The 17,432-nt window shown below is 71.5% G+C and carries 15 protein-coding genes, 1 pseudogene and 1 riboswitch; of the genes and pseudogenes, 7 read left to right on the forward strand and 9 right to left on the reverse strand.

Going from position 1 to position 17,432, the window contains the following annotated elements; all coding sequences use genetic code 11:
* Window positions 1-113: 113 nt before the first annotated feature.
* Window positions 114-795: pseudogene (locus ACFV88_RS31115) on the reverse strand (transposase).
* Window positions 796-855: 60 nt separating this feature from the next.
* On the opposite strand from ACFV88_RS31115, the gene ACFV88_RS31120 reads away from it, so the two are divergent.
* Both ACFV88_RS31120 and ACFV88_RS31125 read left to right on the forward strand, forming a co-directional pair.
* Entirely contained in the window at window positions 856-1,398 is a 543-nt protein-coding gene (locus ACFV88_RS31120) for a DapH/DapD/GlmU-related protein (RefSeq protein WP_385495490.1), read from the forward strand.
* Between the two features lie 233 nt (window positions 1,399-1,631).
* Complete coding sequence (locus ACFV88_RS31125) at window positions 1,632-2,525, forward strand: hypothetical protein (RefSeq protein ID WP_385495417.1); 894 nt, start codon at window positions 1,632-1,634, stop codon at window positions 2,523-2,525.
* Between the two features lie 42 nt (window positions 2,526-2,567).
* Here the strand turns inward: ACFV88_RS31125 and ACFV88_RS31130 are convergent, their stop codons facing one another.
* Window positions 2,568-3,299, reverse strand: a complete 732-nt coding sequence (locus ACFV88_RS31130) for a TetR/AcrR family transcriptional regulator (RefSeq protein WP_385495418.1) — start codon at window positions 3,297-3,299, stop codon at window positions 2,568-2,570.
* Between the two features lie 175 nt (window positions 3,300-3,474).
* Between ACFV88_RS31130 and ACFV88_RS31135 the strand changes: the two genes are divergently transcribed.
* Window positions 3,475-3,906, forward strand: coding sequence for a DUF4440 domain-containing protein (locus ACFV88_RS31135; RefSeq protein WP_385495419.1), 432 nt, complete (start codon window positions 3,475-3,477; stop codon window positions 3,904-3,906).
* Between the two features lie 89 nt (window positions 3,907-3,995).
* On the opposite strand, the gene ACFV88_RS31140 is transcribed toward ACFV88_RS31135, so the two are convergent.
* Complete coding sequence (locus ACFV88_RS31140; RefSeq protein WP_385495420.1) at window positions 3,996-5,675, reverse strand: DHA2 family efflux MFS transporter permease subunit; 1,680 nt, start codon at window positions 5,673-5,675, stop codon at window positions 3,996-3,998.
* Between the two features lie 151 nt (window positions 5,676-5,826).
* Between ACFV88_RS31140 and ACFV88_RS31145 the strand changes: the two genes are divergently transcribed.
* Window positions 5,827-6,351 (forward strand): MarR family winged helix-turn-helix transcriptional regulator, encoded by a 525-nt coding sequence (locus tag ACFV88_RS31145; RefSeq protein WP_385495421.1) that lies wholly within the window; start codon window positions 5,827-5,829, stop codon window positions 6,349-6,351.
* Window positions 6,352-6,378: 27 nt separating this feature from the next.
* On the opposite strand, the gene ACFV88_RS31150 is transcribed toward ACFV88_RS31145, so the two are convergent.
* Both ACFV88_RS31150 and ACFV88_RS31155 read right to left on the reverse strand, forming a co-directional pair.
* Window positions 6,379-7,527, reverse strand: coding sequence for an SDR family oxidoreductase (locus ACFV88_RS31150; RefSeq protein WP_385495422.1), 1,149 nt, complete (start codon window positions 7,525-7,527; stop codon window positions 6,379-6,381).
* Between the two features lie 124 nt (window positions 7,528-7,651).
* A complete protein-coding gene (locus tag ACFV88_RS31155) occupies window positions 7,652-8,230 on the reverse strand; it encodes a TetR/AcrR family transcriptional regulator (RefSeq protein WP_385495423.1) in 579 nt (192 codons plus the stop codon).
* Between the two features lie 108 nt (window positions 8,231-8,338).
* Here ACFV88_RS31155 and ACFV88_RS31160 point away from each other — a divergent pair, with 108 nt between their 5' ends.
* Both ACFV88_RS31160 and ACFV88_RS31165 read left to right on the forward strand, forming a co-directional pair.
* On the forward strand, window positions 8,339-9,049 hold the full coding sequence (locus tag ACFV88_RS31160) for a winged helix-turn-helix domain-containing protein (protein ID WP_385495425.1): 711 nt from the start codon (window positions 8,339-8,341) through the stop codon (window positions 9,047-9,049).
* On the forward strand, window positions 9,046-10,374 hold the full coding sequence (locus ACFV88_RS31165; protein WP_385495426.1) for an MFS transporter: 1,329 nt from the start codon (window positions 9,046-9,048) through the stop codon (window positions 10,372-10,374). Before ACFV88_RS31160 ends, ACFV88_RS31165 begins: the two co-directional genes overlap by 4 nt.
* Before the next feature lie 46 nt (window positions 10,375-10,420).
* Here ACFV88_RS31165 and ACFV88_RS31170 read toward each other — a convergent pair whose 3' ends face one another.
* The gene (locus ACFV88_RS31170; protein WP_385495427.1) at window positions 10,421-10,798 is read right to left on the reverse strand and encodes a tetratricopeptide repeat protein; all 378 of its coding nucleotides are present in this window, start codon (window positions 10,796-10,798) and stop codon (window positions 10,421-10,423) included.
* Between the two features lie 135 nt (window positions 10,799-10,933).
* A riboswitch (cobalamin riboswitch) is annotated at window positions 10,934-11,153 on the forward strand.
* A gap of 187 nt (window positions 11,154-11,340) precedes the next feature.
* On the opposite strand from ACFV88_RS31170, the gene metE reads away from it, so the two are divergent.
* Window positions 11,341-13,665 carry a 5-methyltetrahydropteroyltriglutamate--homocysteine S-methyltransferase gene (metE, locus tag ACFV88_RS31175; protein WP_385495428.1) on the forward strand — a complete coding sequence of 775 codons (2,325 nt, stop codon included), beginning with the start codon at window positions 11,341-11,343 and terminating at the stop codon, window positions 13,663-13,665.
* A gap of 64 nt (window positions 13,666-13,729) precedes the next feature.
* Here metE and ACFV88_RS31180 read toward each other — a convergent pair whose 3' ends face one another.
* Genes ACFV88_RS31180 through ACFV88_RS31190 form a run of 3 tightly spaced genes read right to left on the reverse strand, consistent with a single transcriptional unit; the run spans window position 13,730 to window position 17,426 of the window.
* The gene (locus ACFV88_RS31180) at window positions 13,730-14,602 is read right to left on the reverse strand and encodes an ECF transporter S component (protein WP_385495429.1); all 873 of its coding nucleotides are present in this window, start codon (window positions 14,600-14,602) and stop codon (window positions 13,730-13,732) included.
* Window positions 14,599-16,245 (reverse strand): ABC transporter ATP-binding protein, encoded by a 1,647-nt coding sequence (locus ACFV88_RS31185; RefSeq protein WP_385495430.1) that lies wholly within the window; start codon window positions 16,243-16,245, stop codon window positions 14,599-14,601. The genes ACFV88_RS31180 and ACFV88_RS31185 overlap by 4 nt, the downstream gene beginning before the upstream one ends.
* Window positions 16,242-17,426 (reverse strand): energy-coupling factor transporter transmembrane component T, encoded by a 1,185-nt coding sequence (locus ACFV88_RS31190; RefSeq protein WP_385495432.1) that lies wholly within the window; start codon window positions 17,424-17,426, stop codon window positions 16,242-16,244. Before ACFV88_RS31190 ends, ACFV88_RS31185 begins: the two co-directional genes overlap by 4 nt.
* Between the last annotated feature and the right edge of the window lie 6 nt (window positions 17,427-17,432).

Here is a 17,432-nt window from a genome sequence, read left to right on the forward strand (position 1 = left end):
TCCCCCGCAGTTCCTCGATCTCCCCAAGATCCACGACGGGCAGCATGCACCACCACGCGCCATCCCATCAAACCAACCTAACGAAGTACTACTAGATGATCGATTCCAAGGGGTCAGTGGTCGTACGCCGTGAGCGAGCGGAGGGTGGCATGTCCGGTCTGGTCGTTGTGCCAGATAGTGACGGTCAGTGCGGGTATGCGCTGCATGACGCGGGCTACGACGCCGCCGGGTGTGCGTCCTCGGTGCCGTTCGCCCTTGCGGGTCGGCCGTGGCAACTGGATCCCGTACTCAGCCAGTTCTCGCTCGAAGGCGCGGCCGAAGTAGTTCTTGTCACCGATCAGAGTCTGGCCGGGCTGGCGGGTGCCGAGGAGGTTCGATGCGGCGGCGAACAGGTCCAGGACGGACTCGCGCTTGTCGGCCTTGGCTCCGGTCAGGGCGAAGGCGATGGGCAGGCCGTGGAGTGTGCACACCACCAGTGCAGCCGCAGGCCCCAGAAGAAGCGGCTGTGGCTGGCGCAGTATCCGTACTCGGCCTATCCGGCCAGGTCGGAGCGTTTCACGGTCTTCCGGGAGCGGCCGCACTCCACTGGGTGGAGTCCACGATCCACACGTCGTCGCTCCATGTCGAGGTGCTGCTGGCCAGGATCCGGGTGACCCGGCGAAGCAGCTCGGCGTCCGTGAGCCGCGGCGCGATCCCCACGGACGGTCGCCACGGCGCCAGCTCGGGACGTTCTTTCAGCAGGTTGTCGGTCGTCGCATAGAGTGCGGTTGCGAGGGTGTCCAGGTTGTTCGTCATAAAACGATCTTGGATGCCCTCGTTCTCGTCTCCGCAGGCACCCCTTGAAAGGACCGTGGCATCTCCAGCGACCGTCTCATGCGCATCCACAGCGCCGAGTTCCAGGCCATGGCCGAGAGGGTCCTGCGGGTCACCGAACTCACCTCCCGCCTGAACGCTCTGCCGTTCGAAGACGAGGCGGGCAAGGCGGAACTGTTCGGACGGATCCTCGGCAAGCCGCTACCGCCGAAAGTCACGATCTATCCGCCCTTCTACACGGACCACGGCCTGAACCTCGACCTCGCCGAGCGCGTCTTCATCAACCAGAACTGCACGTTCCTGGACTACGCCGGCATCCGGATCGGCGAGCGCGTGATGATCGGCCCGAAGGTCACGTTCATCACGAGCGGTCACCCGGTTGATCCCGAGGAGCGGCGGCTGCACCTCACCGGCGCACCCATCGACGTGGCGGAGAACGTGTGGATCGGTGCCGGTGCCACGATCCTGCCCGGCGTCAGCATCGGCCGTGATGCCGTGGTCGCCGCCGGCGCGGTCGTGGCCGATGACGTACCGGCGGCAAGCCTGGTAGTCGGCGGCAAGGCAACCGTGCACCGGCGGTGGTGATCACCTCATCGCGGCCACACTGAGCCCCGCACCACCGGCAGTCATACCCCGACCCCTTGGAATTGATCATCTAGGTTCCGCATCCGAGTGCGCAATGGTCACGCCAGACGCGCAATCAATGCGCGATTCCATGATGTGACGCGCACTGACTGCGGACAGCAACTACTTTTCCCTGTACGGCCGGTGGCCGAGGTCCTGAAGCCCCATCGGGACCTTCGTGGCAGACTCCAGGGATGCTGATACCTCGCGGGCGTACTCGTGCGGAGGAGATCGACGACCGGGCGCTGGCCGCCTCTCTCGCCAACGAGGCCCTCTTGGAGATTCGACTCCTGATCACACGCGCCAAGACGCGGCCCGGGGAGTTGTCATCTGGCGAGGCCATCGACCGTATCCATGACCTGGTCGGCTTCAGCCGCGAAATGCTGGCGGTGTCCAGGCCGCACCGTTGGCGGCCCTCCCGGCGGGGTACGCCCAGCAGGCGAGAACAGGCGTTGTTGGACCGTCCGATGAGCTACCGCTGGAACACCAGCGGCCCGGAGCGACGCGCCTGGATCCTCCGACACGTCGACCGTGAGGGGCTCCGCTGGACGCCGCCCGCTCCGCTGCCGGCCCCCCACAAGGGGGCGCCGGCCTTGAGCCTGCGCCACCGGCTCGGCCTGCTGGCGGGCTGGCCGGTGAAGGCCCCGCCCGACCGTCAGCCGCTCCCGCGTCACGCCCGCGTCCTCAAAGCCTTGGACAGCGAAGCGCTGATCTCTCTGTACGAGGCGCGGGGTATGGAACGGCACGGCGCCTGGCTTCGGACTCACCTCGACTCCGACGCCCCCCACTTCCTCTTTCCGGATCCTGCTGACTACTCCTGGCCGGACCCGGATGCAGGACGCGATCGGTGGGAATGCCGGGTACTCCTGCGGATGGTCGACGGGGAACAGGTGAACGGACTGCTGGACCTGGCTCCCGAGACCTTCGCCGCTCTTCCTTCCACCGTGCCGCGCCTTCGCCAACGCCACCTCGCCTACGTCGCCCGCGCCACCGAGAGGGACAGCTATCTCTGGGGCCGGGACCACGAGTCGGACTGCGGCCCGGGGACCTGCGGATTCGTGGCGGTCGAGGGCACCCCAGCCGCATAGACCCGGTTGCCCACGCCTACGTAGGGTGACCACGTCGCCGCTTCAGCGCCCCCGATTGTTCACGGAACACCGACACGAGTAGTGCGCATCGGGCGCAGATTCGCGAGTTCCCCCAGGACCACCGCGGCGGGGTGAACGCCGCGCCGCAGGGGTCAGGCGGGTCGACGGCTCCTCAGTGGTCGGCGCGCAGGAGCGCGTCCAGCAGCCGGCCGACCGACCCGCCGAACAGGTCCTCGGCGGGACGGCCCTGCGCGGCGGCCTGCTGCGTCGCTCGTCGTACCCGGGTGAACGCCGGCAGTCGGCCGTCGTCCGCCTCGTCCACGGCGCGCATGCGCTGGCTTCCTCGGGGGAAAGCCCGGCCTCCAGGAAGTCGGCGAAGCACGCGTCGACGAACGAGAAGGCGGTCTCGGCGACGAGGTCACCGCGGATGAGGATGTGCAGCACCCAGACATGGCCGGCCAGGTAGTCGTGGGCCGTCACGAGCCGGCCGAGCAGGCGTTCGTGCGCAGTGCCCCCCGGGACCTCCACCGGCAACCCTTCGGCGATCTGCTCCAGGATCAGCAGCAGCAGGGCGTCCCGGTCCGCGACGTGCCGGTACAGCGAGGTCGCCGCGGTGCCCAACTCTCTTGCCACGGCGCGCATGGTCAGCGCGTCCAGTCCGTCCCGCTCGATCAGTTGCCGTCCCGCCGCCACCACGGAGGCCGTGGTGAGGCCGGGCCGCGGGTGACGCCGCCCGTAGCGGCCGCGTTCCTCCGGGCTGGACTGTTGTGCCATGCGGCCATCGTTTCACGAGCCGGCCCCCCACCACCGGCGGCGGCGTCTCCCACTCGCTCCCGCCGCAGTGGCGGTGAGCTGCACCACATTCAAGTAATCAAGTTTGACTAATGAGGGTCGGCGGGCCTACCTTGAACGAGTCGTCACTTCTGATCAACTCCCTGGAGGAACCCGCGTGACCCAGCTTCCCGACGCCGGATACACCCCGACCGCTGCCGACCACGCCGGTGTCCAGGCCTGGTTCGCGGAGTACGACGCGGCCGCGGCGCGACGGGACGTCGAGCGGATGGCGGACCTCGCCGTCTTCCCCCTGAACCTCGTCAGCGACGACTCCGCGGGCGAGGGTGCCTCCGCCCGGTGGGACCGCAAGCAGTTCATCGACACCATGACGCACGTGATGGGAGAGGGATCCGATGACATCACCTTCGAGTCCGTTCGCACCCCGGTCTTCCTGAGCCCCGCGATGGCCGTCGTCTTCACCGACTCGACGATGACGGCGGGCGGCGCCACTCAGCAGCTGCGGTACGCCGACGTCCTGGTCAAGCGGGACGGGCAGTGGGCCTTCCAGACCATGATCCAGGGAGGGTGGGGCGACAACCTCCGCTGACGCCGCGGACGGGTCCCGCACGCGAACGCGCGGGACCCGTTGCCCCTACCGCCTCCGTACGCCGGAGTCTCCGGGGCGGTTGCCCCCGGTCAGTGCCCGCCCCGTTCGGCCCGGGCCGGTTCCGCGTCGGTCGGTTCCGTTGCGGCCGGGGGAGCCGCCCCCGCCCGCTCCCGCTTCGGGGCGACGAACGCCGTGGCCGCGAGGGCCAGGACGAGCAGCCCGGCGCAGAGGTAGCTGGCGATCTCCACCCCGGAAGTCATCGCCTCGCGCGCGGCCCGCGCAGCGCCGACGGTCCGTGGATCGTCGGCGAGTGCGGGGATCGCTGACCCCGCGCTGTCCGTGACGGCACCGCTGAGCCGGTCGGCTTCCGCCGTCGGCGCCCCCGCGTCGGTGAGCCGATCGCGCAGCCCGGACGTGAGGGTGCTGAAGAACAGAGTGGTGAGCACCGCGATGCCCAGCGCGGCGCCCAGTTCGCGCGCCGCGCTCTGGATGCCCGACCCCTGCCCGGCGCTGTGTGCGGGGACGTCCACCAGCACGATGTTGGTCACCTGGGCGGTGGCGAAACCGACCCCGATCCCGTACACGAAGAGGGCGAAGGCGACGGGCCACCAGGGCGCGTCGACGGATGCGACCAGTCCGAGCACCGCCATCCCCACCGCCTCCAATGCCAGCCCGATCCGCACCAGGGTGAGGGCGGACGCGGACATCGAGAAGCTGGCCCCGCTCGCGAAGAAGCTGCCCACCGCGATCGCCACCAGGGACAGGCCCGCCTGGAACGCGGTGTAGTCGAGGGTGAACTGCAACCACAGGGGCAGCACCGCGATGATGCCGAACTCGCCGAGACCCACGATCAGGGTGACGGCGTTCCCGTTGCGGAACGACGGAATGGCGAACAGCCGCACGTCCATCAGCGGTTCGCTGTCGCGCTGCCACAGGGCCCGTTGGCGCCGCCAGAACGCCAGGCCGGTCAGTACGGACACGACGAACGCGACGAAGACGGGGGACGGCCCCCCGCTCCAGGAGGCCCCACCGACGACGAGGGGCTCCGTGGTGAGCAGCCAGCCGTGGGTGCGGCCCTCGATGAGGGCGAACGCCAGGAGCCCCAGTGCGACCGCGGACAGCACGCCGCTCGGTACGTCGACCCGCCCCAGGGTGCGCGGTGAGGCGGAGAAGTAGCGCAGGACGCCGAGGGCGACCAGGGCCACCAGCGGCACGTTGATGCCGAAGGCCCAGCGCCAGGACAGATCCGCGAGCCAGCCGCCCAGGACCGGCCCCACGGCCGCCGCCGCGCCGATGGTCGAGCCCCAGACGGCGAACGCCTGGCCGCGCGCCCGACCGGTGAAGGTCGCGTTCACCAGCGTCAGTGACGAGGGGAGCATCATGGCCCCGCCGATGCCCTGGAGGAAGCGGGCGAGGATCAGCAGTCCGCCGTTGGGAGCGAGCGCGGCGGCCACGCTGGTCAGGCCGAAGACGGCGAGACCCACGAGGAACACCCGTCGCGCGCCGTGTAGATCGGTCAGTCGACCGGTGACCAGCAGTAGCGCGGCGAAGACGATCGCGTACGACTCCTGCACCCACTGCGCCTCGATCGAGGTGACCTGGAGGTCGTCGATGATCGGGGCCAGGATCACGTTGACGATCGTGATGTCCACGACGATCAGGGCCACGCCCAGGGACACGGCGATCAGCCCGAGCCATTGCCGCCGGGAGGGCGGCTCCGCGCCCCCGGAAGGCACCCCGCCGCCCGGAGCCTCCGTACGTTCGGTCATTCTTCCCCCACTCAGAGTTACCTTTGCAGTAAAGCTAACTAACTTTGCGGCAAAGGTAGTTTCGTCGAGGTAGGTTGTCAATCGAGCGGTTGACCGCGTTGACTGGGCGGACCGTGCTGTTGGGGTCATCGGAACGGATCGGAAACGACGCATGTCCATCGAGAGGCCGGAGTCCGTCGACCTCGAGGAGCAGCGCGACCGCCTCATGGAGGGGTTGCGGGCCTTCGGGGCCAACTACACGGAGTTCACCCGGCGGTTCGCGTCCTGGCTGGGACTCCACTCCACCGACGCCGCCGCACTCGCGGAGATCCTCTACGCCGAGGACAAGGGCACCCCGCTGTCACCCGCCCGGCTGGGCGAACGGGTGTCGCTGTCGTCCGGGGCGACGACCATCCTGCTCAACCGGCTCGAAGCGGCCGGGTGCGTCGTCCGCACCCGGGAGCACTCCGACGGCAGGGTCGTCACCCTGCGGTCGAGCCCCCGCATCCGCCCGCGCGCCGAGCAGTTCTTCACGGCCTACACGGAGCGGATGACGGAGGCCATGGCGCAGTACCCGCCCGAGCAGCTGCGTCAGTTCGAGGACTTCGTGGGGCACCTCTGCGCCACCATGGGGGAGCTGCTCGCCGACGAGTACCAGCCGGGTCGGGGACCCGCCCCCCGCCCCGGCGACGCCTGACGCCGGGGCGCGCCCGCCCCGGTCGGGTCAACTCCTCCCCGGCCCGGAATCGCCCCGGTCAGGACCGGTCGACGCCCCGAACCCGTCGGCCACCAACCGCTCCGCCCAACGGCGCAACAGATCCTCGACGGGTGGGTGGTGCAGTCCGGCGGCGCGGCTCAGCAGATCGGCGGACCGGGTGTCGTACCGGTCCTCGGAGAAGAACGGCAGCGTCTCCGGGTCCGCTCCGGTGAGGACGCGGGGCAGCCGGCGCACCAGTCCCACCGGAACGGTGCGGCGCGGCGCGCGGACCCCGAGGTGATCGGCGATCAGCGCGACCAGGCGTGGTAGTTCCGGTGTCTGGGGATCGAGCACGGTGTGCAGGTGGGCGGCGCCCCGGTCGTGCTCGGGCACCGCGGCGAGGAACCGTGCGAGGTGGTCGACCGCGACGACGGGCATGAAGGTGCGTCGCGTGCCCGGGAGGAGCGGCAGGCGACCGGTCCACAGCTTGCGCACCAGGTCCGCCAGGCCGATGTACTGCCCCGACGCACCGGTGACCGAGTGGCCGATGACGCTGCTCGGGCCGACCACCGTCAACGGCACGCCCAAGCGCGCCGCCGTGATCCGGACGGCCGCGTCGCCCTCCCGCTTGGACGCCTCGTACGCGCCCTGGCGCCGGTACAGCGCGTCCGCCTCCGCCGCCGGGAGCGGGAAGCGTGGCACGTCCCGGCCGGTGATGCGGTAGCCCGACAGGTGCACCAGTCGACGCAAGTCCGGTCGGGTCGCCGCCCACTGCGCCGTGTGGAGGGCCCCGGCGGCGTTCACCGCGTACGCCTCCTCGCGGGCGAGACCGAACCGGTAGAGCGCGGCCGGGTTGTACACGTCGCGCACGCCGGTGAGGCGGTCGTCGTCCTCCGGGGTGAGGCCGAGCCCGGGGCGGGTGAGGTCGACCTGCACCACGGTCAGTCCCTCCGGAACGGCTCCGTGCTCGCCCAGCCACCGGCGCAGCCCGTCCGCGCGCCGTACGTCACCGCGGACGGCCGCCGCCACGGGGACGCCCTGCGTGAGGAGTTCGAAGACGAGATGGCGCCCGATGAAGCCGGTTGCACCGAGCACCAGTGTCCGTGGCGGTGGAGCGGGTCGGACGTCCGTCGCTTCGGCGCCGGTCGGGTGAGGCGGGTCGTGCTGCGGGGTCATGCTCGGCTCCCTTGGGGATGCGGTCGTGGCAGTCTGAGGTCGCGATGAATAAATAGATCGGTCTGCATATTTCACGAACGGAGTGAAGGTGTGGGCGCCGGGGGTCGGGTCGGTGCGGGGGCCGTCAGGCCGGTGCGGCGAGCAGGAGGTCCACGGCGCGGCCGGCCTGTTCGAGGGGGGTGCGGCTGTGTCGCACCCGGGCCAGGAGGAGGGCGCCCTCGATCTGGGCCAGGACCGTGCCGGCCATCGCGTCCGCCGCCTCCGGTGAGCGCCCTTCGGCGATCAGGAGTTCGGTGAGGATCGCCTGCCAGCCCCCGTACTCGTCGGCGCATGCGCGCCGTAGTTCCTCGTTGTCGCCCGAGACCTCCAGGGCGACGGCCGCGAGCGGGCAGCCCTTGGTGTAACCGGACCGTTCCATGCGGTCTCCGAGTGCGTCCAGTAGGCGTCGCACCAGGTCGCCCGGGGCGGGTCCGTCCTCGCTCAGGGTGCGCAGCAGCCCGCCGATCCCGGCTCCCGCCCCCGACAGCGCGGCGGCCACCAACTGGTCCTTGCCGGCCGGGAAGTGGAAGTACAGGGAGCCGCGTGGCGCGCCGCTGTCGGCGATCACCTGGTTGAGTCCGGTGCCGTGGTAGCCGCGGGCCTCGATGAGGTCCCTCGTGGCGGCGATCATCCTGGCCCGCGTTTCCTCGCCCTTGGCTCCCATGGCCGGAACGGTAGACCGATCTGCATATTCTGTCCAGGCTCCACAGTGCGAAGAACTCTTCGCGAAAGACTGTTCGCGAAGAGTTCTTCGCACCTATCGTGTCCTCTCATGAACGACACGGCGGCCTCCGACCCCGATCGATCCGTACTGGACCTGTCCCTCGACCCCCGAGCCCTGCGCGTCCTCGCCCATCCCGTTCGCGTCGCCCTGCTCACCCATCTGCGGTGGCACGGGCCCGCCACCGGACGACAACTCGCCCGCCGCTTCGACCTGGACTCGGGTGCGGCCAGCTACCACCTGCGCAGGCTCGCGGCCGGCGGACTCATCGAGGAGGACCGGGAGCGGGGCAGCAAACGGGAGCGGTGGTGGCGACCGAGGCACACCACGACCGAGCACGACCCCGCCCACACCGGTGCTGACGGAACGGACCAACGCGCCTACGTCCAGGCCGTCGCCCTCGCCCAGAGCGAGACCCTGCGCAGGGTGGCCACCGAGACGGTGCCCGCGCTGCCCGACCCGTGGTTCGGGGCACTGGCCTTCACCGACCACCAGCTGTGGCTGACGCCGGACGAGGCCCGCCGGATGCAGCACGAACTGGCGGAGGTGATCGCACGGTACGAGGCCCGGGGCGACGCCCGCCGCACCGAAGCCCACCGGACGGAAGCCGCGGGGCCGGTCGCCGCCCACGTGCAGATCTACGCCACCTCCGAAGCACCCCGGACGACGAACGCACGCGGTGTCGGCCCGACGGACGGCTCGACGGACGGGGCGGGAGACGAGGCGGGAGACGGGGCGACGGGAACGGAGGGGGCCGGGTGAGCGACGACGGATCCGGTCACGGCCGTGCAGGGCTGGAACCAGGAACCCCGACCGCGGGGATCGCCCGTCCGTGCGTCACCCACCCGACCGAAGCGGAACGGGACGGGCGACCCGTCTACCGCGACGCCAACGTGCTGCGCTGGCTCGGTGCGTACACCGCCTCGGTGACCGGCGACGTCGCCTACTACTTCGTCCTCACCTGGGCGGCCTCACGGGTCGCGGGCGCCGCCCAGGTGGGCCTGGTCCTGGCGGTGGGCGCCGCGCCCCGGGCCGTCCTGATGCTGGGCGGCGGCGTCCTGGCCGACCGGTTCGGACCCCGCCGCGTACTCATCGCCAGCGACGCCGTCCGCAGTGCGATGGTCGCCGCCGTTGCCCTGGTGACCTGGATCGCCGGGCCCGGTCTGTGGTCCCTGTGCCTGCTCGCCCTGGCCTTCGGGATCGTCGACGCCGTGTTCATGCCCGCGGTCGGCGCGCTGCCCCCGCGCATCGCCCCGGTCGCCCAGCTGGCCCGGGTGCAGGCCCTGCGGGGGCTCGCCGTGCGACTCGGGAACGCGGTGGGCCCGCTGATCGCGGCGGCCGTGGTGGCCGTCGGCGGCGCGGCGGCCGGGTTCGCGGTGGCGGGAGTGCTGTTCGTGGTGTCGCTGGTGCTGATCGTCCTGGTGCGGATCGCGCCCCTGGCGCCCTCCCCGGCCGGTGGGCCGTCCGGACGGGACCGTCCGGCCACCACCTTCCGGGACGACCTCCGCGAGGGGTGGCAACTGCTGCGCGGTGACCGGCGGTTGGCGCGCCTGGTCACCGTTCTCGCCCTCGGCGAGATGTGCTTCAGCGGCCCGCTCGCCGCCGGCCTCGTCCTGTTCACCCAGGACCGGGGCTGGGGGCCCGCCGAACTGGGCGGCCTCCTGGCGGCGTTCAGCATCGGCGGGGCGGCGACGGGACTGGTGTTGGCCACCGTCTCCCGGGTTCCCCGCGCACCCGCCGTCATGGCCACGGCGCTCCTGCTCTGCGGGCTGGCCGTGGCGGCCTTGGGCCGGACGCAGACCACGTCGACCGCACTGCTGTGCTGCGGCCTGGTGGGTGCGGCGTCCGGTACCGCGGGAACACTCGCGCACACGTTGGTGCAACGGGCCACCGAACCGCGGTACCTCGGACGGATCACCTCCGTCACGACCCTGTGCACCCTCGGACTCGCGCCCGCCCTCTACCCCCTGGCGGGTGTCGTCACCGCACGGTGGGGCACCGGTGCGTTCTTCCTCGGCTGCGGGGCCGTCTGCATCGCCGCGGTGGCGCTGTCGCTCACCGCGCCGGTGCGGCGCGCGGAGCTATGACCGCGCGCCGCACCGGGACCCGCCCGGACGACGGGTGCGCCCGGAGTCAGACGCCGTCGTTCGCCGCGGCGCCGTCGGTCGGGGAGAACTCCCCGGCGAACGCAGCCGCCATCCGCAGCTGAGGGGCCGCCTCGGCGTCCCGCCCCTGACGCTCCAGCGTCCGGCCCAGCATCAGCCGCGCGTAACCCTCGACGGGGTCCCGCTCCAGGACCGCGCGAAGCTGCTCCTCCGCCCGACCCAGCTGGGCGGAGTGGTAGTAGGCACGGGCGAGCAACAGACGCGGGGCGACCTGCTCCGGCTCCTCCTCGACCAGACCGCCCAGGATGCGTGCGGCCGTCAGGTACTCCTTGGAGTCGAAGAACATGCGGGCCCGGTCCCAGCGCTCCGCCGCCGTGCCGAACTCGTAGTACGCCGTGCTCACCATGACCTCCTTCGACGATGTGACACCCGGCCCAACCGGGTCGGACGGGTGGATATTCCCCGAGCCCCCGGGCCCGCGGGCGTCTCACCTCACCATCCGAAATGTGGGCGGCACTGTCCGAACCCGGACGGTCCCTCTAAGCTGATCGGTGCAGCTGGTTCGCCCTGTCCGCCAGACAGACGCGTCGCAAGAGGGAACCCGGTGGGAATCCGGGACTGCCCCGCAGCGGTGAGTGGGAACGACCGCCGTCATACGCACTGGATCCGGGCAACGGATCTGGGAAGCGACGGCCAGTAGGTGTCCGTTTCGACGGATGTGCCCGCGAGTCCGAAGACCTGCCCGCTGCCCGTGCGCGACCGATCGCGCACGGCATCCCGGTGACCTCGTGGGCGGGTCGGAGGAACCTCGGACAACCGTCCGGGGAGTACACACCAGACGGACCGCTGCGCCCCGCGCGCACCACCGGACCCGTCAGGTCTGTCGTCCCTTCGCGTCCTCGTCCCGTCCCCGGGATGCTCAGGACACATCTCGCGAAGGAGAGTTCCGTGACAGCCCAGCCCGCAGCCGCGGCAGCACGAGCCACCGTGTACGGCTACCCCCGCCAGGGCCAGCACCGGGAACTGAAGAAGGCCGTCGAGGGTTACTGGAAGGGCCGCGTCACCGCCGACACCCTCCGTCAGACCGCCGCCGACCTCCGTCGGACGAACTGGCGACGACTGGCCGACGCCGGCGTCCACGAAGTGCCGACCGGCGACTTCTCGTACTACGACCACGTGCTGGACACCAGCGTCATGGTCGGCGCCGTCCCCGAACGGCACCGCGGTGCCCACACGGCGGATCTGCTGGACGGCTACTTCGCCATGGCGCGCGGCACCCAGGACGTGGCGCCGCTGGAGATGACCAAGTGGTTCGACACCAACTACCACTACCTGGTCCCCGAACTCGGCCCCGACACCGTCTTCCGGGCCGACTCGACCAAGCAGGTCCGTGAACTGAAGGAAGCCCTCGCCCTCGGGCTGACCGCCCGCCCGGTCCTCGTCGGCCCCGTGACCTATCTGCTGCTGGCCAAGCCCGCACCCGGCGTCGCCCCCGACTTCGAGCCGCTGACCCTGCTGGACCGGCTGCTGCCCGTGTACGCCGAGGTCCTCGCCGACCTGCGTGCCGCCGGCGCCGAATGGGTCCAACTCGACGAACCGGCCCTGGTCCAGGACCGCACCCCGGCCGACCTGAACGCCGCCGCCCGCGCCTACCGCGACCTCGGCGCAGTCACCGCACGGCCCAAGCTGCTGGTCGCCTCGTACTTCGACCGCCTCGGCGACGCCCTGCCCGTCCTCGCCAAGGCTCCCGTCGAGGGCCTCGCACTCGACTTCACGGAGCGCGCCGCCAAAAACCTCGACGACCTCGCCGCCGTCGGTGGCCTGCGGGGCAAGCGCCTGGTCGCGGGGGTGGTCAACGGCCGCAACATCTGGATCAACGACTACGAGAAGTCCCTCGCCACCCTCGGCACCCTGCTCGGCCTCGCCGACCGGGTGGACGTGGCCGCTTCCTGCTCCCTGCTCCACGTCCCGCTGGACGCCACCGCCGAACGGGACGTCGACCCGCAGATCGCCCGCTGGCTCGCCTTCGCCCAGCAGAAGACCGCCGAGATCGTCACCCTGGCCAAGGGACTCGCCCAGGGCACCGGCGCCATCACCGCGGAACTCGCGGCCAACCGGGCCGACCTGGCCTCCCGCGCGGGGTCCCCCCTCACCCACGACCCGGCGGTCCGGGCCCGCACCGCCGCCGTCACCGACGCCGACGGCCGCCGCTCCCTGCCCTACGCCGAGCGCACCGCCGCCCAGCGGTCCCACCTGGGCCTGCCGCTGCTGCCCACCACCACCATCGGCTCCTTCCCGCAGACCAACGAACTGCGCACCGCGCGCGCCGACCTACGGGCGCGACGCCTGGACACCGCCGGGTACGAGGAGCGCATCAAGGACGAGATCCGGGAGGTCATCGCCTTCCAGGAGAAGGCGGGCATCGACGTACTGGTGCACGGCGAGCCCGAACGCAACGACATGGTGCAGTACTTCGCCGAACAGCTCACCGGCTACCTCGCCACCCAACACGGCTGGGTCCAGTCCTACGGCACCCGTTACGTCCGGCCGCCGGTGCTGGCCGGGGACATCTCCCGACCCGAGCCGATGACCGTCCGCTGGACCGCCTACGCCCAGTCGCTCACCGAACGGCCCGTCAAGGGCATGCTGACCGGTCCGGTCACCATGCTCGCCTGGTCCTTCGTCCGCGACGACCAGCCCCTCGGCGACACCGCCCGCCAGGTCGCCCTCGCCCTGCGCGACGAGGTCAACGACCTCGAAGCCGCCGGGACCTCCGTCATCCAGGTCGACGAACCCGCACTCCGGGAGACCCTGCCGCTGCGCTCCGCCGACCACGCGGACTACCTGGACTGGGCCACGGAGTCGTTCCGCCTCACCACCAGCGGGGTGCGTCCGGCCACCCAGATCCACACCCACATGTGCTACGCCGAGTTCGGTGACATCGTCCAGGCGATCGACGACCTCGACGCCGACGTCATCAGCCTGGAGGCCGCGCGTTCCCACATGCAGGTCGCACGTGAACTCGCCGCCCACGGCTATCCGCGCGAGGCGGGACCCGGCGTGTACGACATCCACTCCCCGCGGGTGCCCAGCGCGCAGGAAGCGGTCGCCCTGCTGCGCAAGGGACTTGAGGCCATCCCGGCCGAACGTCTCTGGGTCAACCCCGACTGCGGACTGAAGACCCGCGGTTGGCCCGAGACCCGGGCCTCCCTGGAAAACCTGGTCGCCGCAGCCCGCGAGGTCCGCTCCGGTCTCACGTCCCGCAACGCCTGACGCCACCGGTCGGGGGCGGACACCCGCCCCCGACCGAGGGCCCCCATGCATCCGGCCGAGACGCTCAGCCCGGCCCGCCTGGCCCCGCCCCGGCCCCGAACCCGGACGGCGGGGAGTCCGGCGGCGCACCGTCGCGGGGCGCGGCGAAGCGCACCGGGGCCTGGAAGCGGGCCTTGCGGGCCGCTCGACGGAACACCGTCAGCACCACCGGACCCGCGAGGACGATGCACACGAAGTTGGTGACGGCCCGCCCGGTGTCCCAGCCCAGCGACGTCGCGAGGTCGAAGGCGACGTAACGCTGCCACTGCTCGGTGAAGGGGAGGCCGGGCAGGTAGGCGATCGAACTGCCCGGGTCCAGGGAGAACGGCCAGAAGGACAGGTTGAGCAGGAAGCCGAAGAGGTAGCCGGAGAAGGAGCCGTAGACGGCGAGCAACAGCACCTCCCGACGTCCGGTGGCCTTCGGCAGGAGCCCCGCGAGCATGCCCACGAAGGCGCAGCCGAACATCTGGTACGGCATCCACGGGCCGACGCCACCGGTGATCAGCGCGGACGCGAACAGCGAGGTGCAGCCCAGCGCGAAGCCGAACCCGGGTCCGTAGACGCGGCCCGCCAGGACGAGGACGAAGAACACCGTCTCGATGCCGGCGGTGCCCGCACCGAGGGGACGCAGAGCGGCGTTCACGGCGGAGAGCACCCCGAGCATGGCGAGGGCCTTGGAGCTGATGCCGCCCTCGGCTATCTCCGAGATCACCACGCTCAGCACCAGGACGAGCAGCATCCCGAAGATCAGGGGCGGCGCGTAGTGCGAGGCGAAGGCACCGGGGGCGACGAGGAAGGGCCAGAAGAACGCGACCACGCCGAGGAGGGCCGCCAGGGTGATGACCACCGCGGCGCGGGGACGGATGCGGATCGCGGTCGTGGCGTCGGGGAGGGTCATGAACCCGCCCTGCCGGTGAGCGCCCCCGCGACCTGCGCGACGGTGAGGTAGGGGAGCGGCGCGAGGATCTTCGCGACCTGGGGGGCGAAGACGGGGGAGGCGACGATGACCTCCGGGGTGGGTCCGTCGGCGACGACCTCGCCCTCGGCCATCACCACGACCCGGTCGGCGGCCCGGGCCACGAACTCCACGTCGTGGGTGGAGATCACCACGGCGCGCCCCTCGGCCGCGAGCTCGTCGACGATGCGGATGAGTTGGCCCTTGGCCCGGTAGTCGAGTCCCCGCGTCGGCTCGTCGAGCAGCACGACCCGCGGTGCCGCGGTGAGTTGGATCGCCAGGACCAGGGCGAGTTTCTGTCCTTCGGAGAGGTCGCGCGGGTGCGTGGCGTCGTCGATCCCGGGGGCGAGCCGGTCGAGGACGGCGCGGGCCGAGGGGCTCGTGTCCACGCCGAGGGATTCCGTGTCGGCCTGGTCGAGTTCCTGTTTGACGCTCTCCAGGTACAGCAGGTCGGTGGGCGTCTGGGGGACCAGCCCGACCAGTCGGCGGGCATCGGCCGCAGACAGGTCACGGGGGTCACCGGCCTTCCCGGCTCCGCCGTTCCCGACCCGGACGGTCCCGCCCGCCCGGGGCCCCGAACCCTGGAGCGCCCACAACAAGGAGGACTTGCCCGAGCCGTTGCGGCCCATCAGGGCGGTGACGACCCCGCGGTGCAGATCGAGGTCGACCTCACGGACCGCCGGAACGCGCTGGTAGCTCACCGTGATCCGACGTGCCGTCAGCAGCGGTTCGCCCGCGTCGGTCGTGCGCCCCCTCGCCGGCGACGGCGGCGTCCGGTCGAGCCGTGCGCGCAGCGGAGCGGCCTCGCGGCGGGCGTCCCGGACGGACAACGGCAGCGGTGACCAGCCGGCGGCCCGACCCAGTTCCACGATCGGCGGGGCGATGGACGAGGTGCGGAAGACCTCGGCGGGACGGCCGCTGAGCACCGTGCCGTCGCCCGGGAGGTGGATGACCCGGTCGGCGTACTGGACGACGCGTTCGAGCCGGTGTTCCGCGATGAGGACGGTCACCCCGAGGTCGTGGACGAGGCGGGTCACGGAGGCCAGGACCTCCTCGGCCGCCGACGGATCGAGGGCGGAGGTGGGCTCGTCGAGGACGAGGACCCGGGGATGGGCGGTGAGGACGGAACCGATGGCGACGCGCTGCTGTTGGCCGCCGGAGAGTTCGTACAGCGCCCGGTGCCGGAGATCGGCGAGGCCGAGCAGATCGAGGGTCTCCTCCACCCGTTTGCGCATCGTGGCCGGCGGGACGGCCAGTTGCTCCATGGTGTAGGCGAGTTCCTCCTCCACGGTGTCGGTGACGAACCCGTCGAGCGGGTCCTGACCCACTACGCCCACCACATCGGCGAGTTCACGGGGCGGGTGGTCGGCGGTGTCCCGACCGTCGACGGTGACCCGGCCGTACAGGGTGCCCCCGGTGAAGTGCGGCACCAGACCGTTGACGGCACCCAGCAGCGTCGACTTGCCCACCCCGGTGTGCCCGACGACCAGACACAGTTCGCCCTCCTCCACCGTCAGGTTGACCTCGCGCAGTACGGGGTCGGCCCGGTCCTCGTACTGGACGCTGACCTGGTCGAAGGTGATCACGTGACCGCCTCGGTGCGCTGGGGAGGGACGGACGCCCGGGCGGGAGCCCGGGGCGGTGGCGAGAGGAAGCCGGCGGCGCCGGCGAGCAGGATCGCCGCGGTCGGCACCAGCGGCAGGGTGGGCCAACTCAGCGGGTAGATGGACGGGTTGAGGTCGGCGGCGTGGAAGCCGGTGTTGCTGAAGAGGACGACCGCCGACACCACCCCGCAGCCGGCGACCGCCCACTCCGCGAACCGCCACGGGTCCGGGCGGTAGGTGGTCCGGGTGACCCTGCGCCCGCCCAGGCGCAGTCCCGCGACGCACAGGAGCGCGCTCGCCACCATCGTGGGCGTGCCGAGGAGTCGGGGTGCGGTGGCGTCGAGGAGACCGTACGCCCCGGCGCACAGACCGCACATGCCGGTGAGCATCAGCGCCCCGGTGATCCGCCGGGTGGCACGGGTGGCCGTACCGGCCCTGCCGTAGCCGCGCGAGTCCATGGCGGCGGCGAGCCGCAGGGAGCGTTCCAGCGCGTCTTCGAGCACGGGGACCACGATGCCGCGCAGGGAGCCGAGGCCCTTGGTGCGCCCGGCGCGGAGCCGCCGGGCCCGGTGGACCCGCTGCACGCTCTGCACGAGTTGCGGGGCGACGCTGAGCGAGACGGTGACGGCGACCCCGAGTTCGTACAGTGCGCCGGGCAGCACGCGCAGGGCGCGCTTGGGGTTGGCGAGGGTGTTGGCCGCCCCGATGCAGCACAGCATGCAGGCGAGTCGTAGTCCGTCGGTGGCCGCGGAGAGCAGGGCTTCCAAGGAGACGGGACCGCCGATCTCGATTCCGGCGTACCAGTCGGGGGTCGGGACGCGGGGCAGGGCGAACAGGAAGTGGTCGTGCGGGGTGATCCCGGTGGCGAACACCGCGCGGAAGACCACCCTGATCGCCACGACGACCAGCGCGAGGTACAGGTAGTAGACGAAACCGCGGGCCCAGGGCGCCTCGGTACGGCGCGCGGTGACCACGTATCCGAGCACCGCCAGGACGAGGAACAACAACAGGGGGTTGTTGGTGCGGCTGACGGCGGTGGCGAGGGCGAGCGCCCAGATCCACCAGCCCACCGGGTGCAGGGCACGCGGCAGCCGACGTCCACCCGGGTCCGCCCGGGGCGCGGGCGCGGACGGACGCGCCAGGGGGGAAGGGGAGGGAGCCACCGGGGC

It is taken from the genome of Streptomyces sp. NPDC059816 (genome assembly GCF_042732055.1).
Lineage (GTDB): Bacteria > Actinomycetota > Actinomycetes > Streptomycetales > Streptomycetaceae > Streptomyces.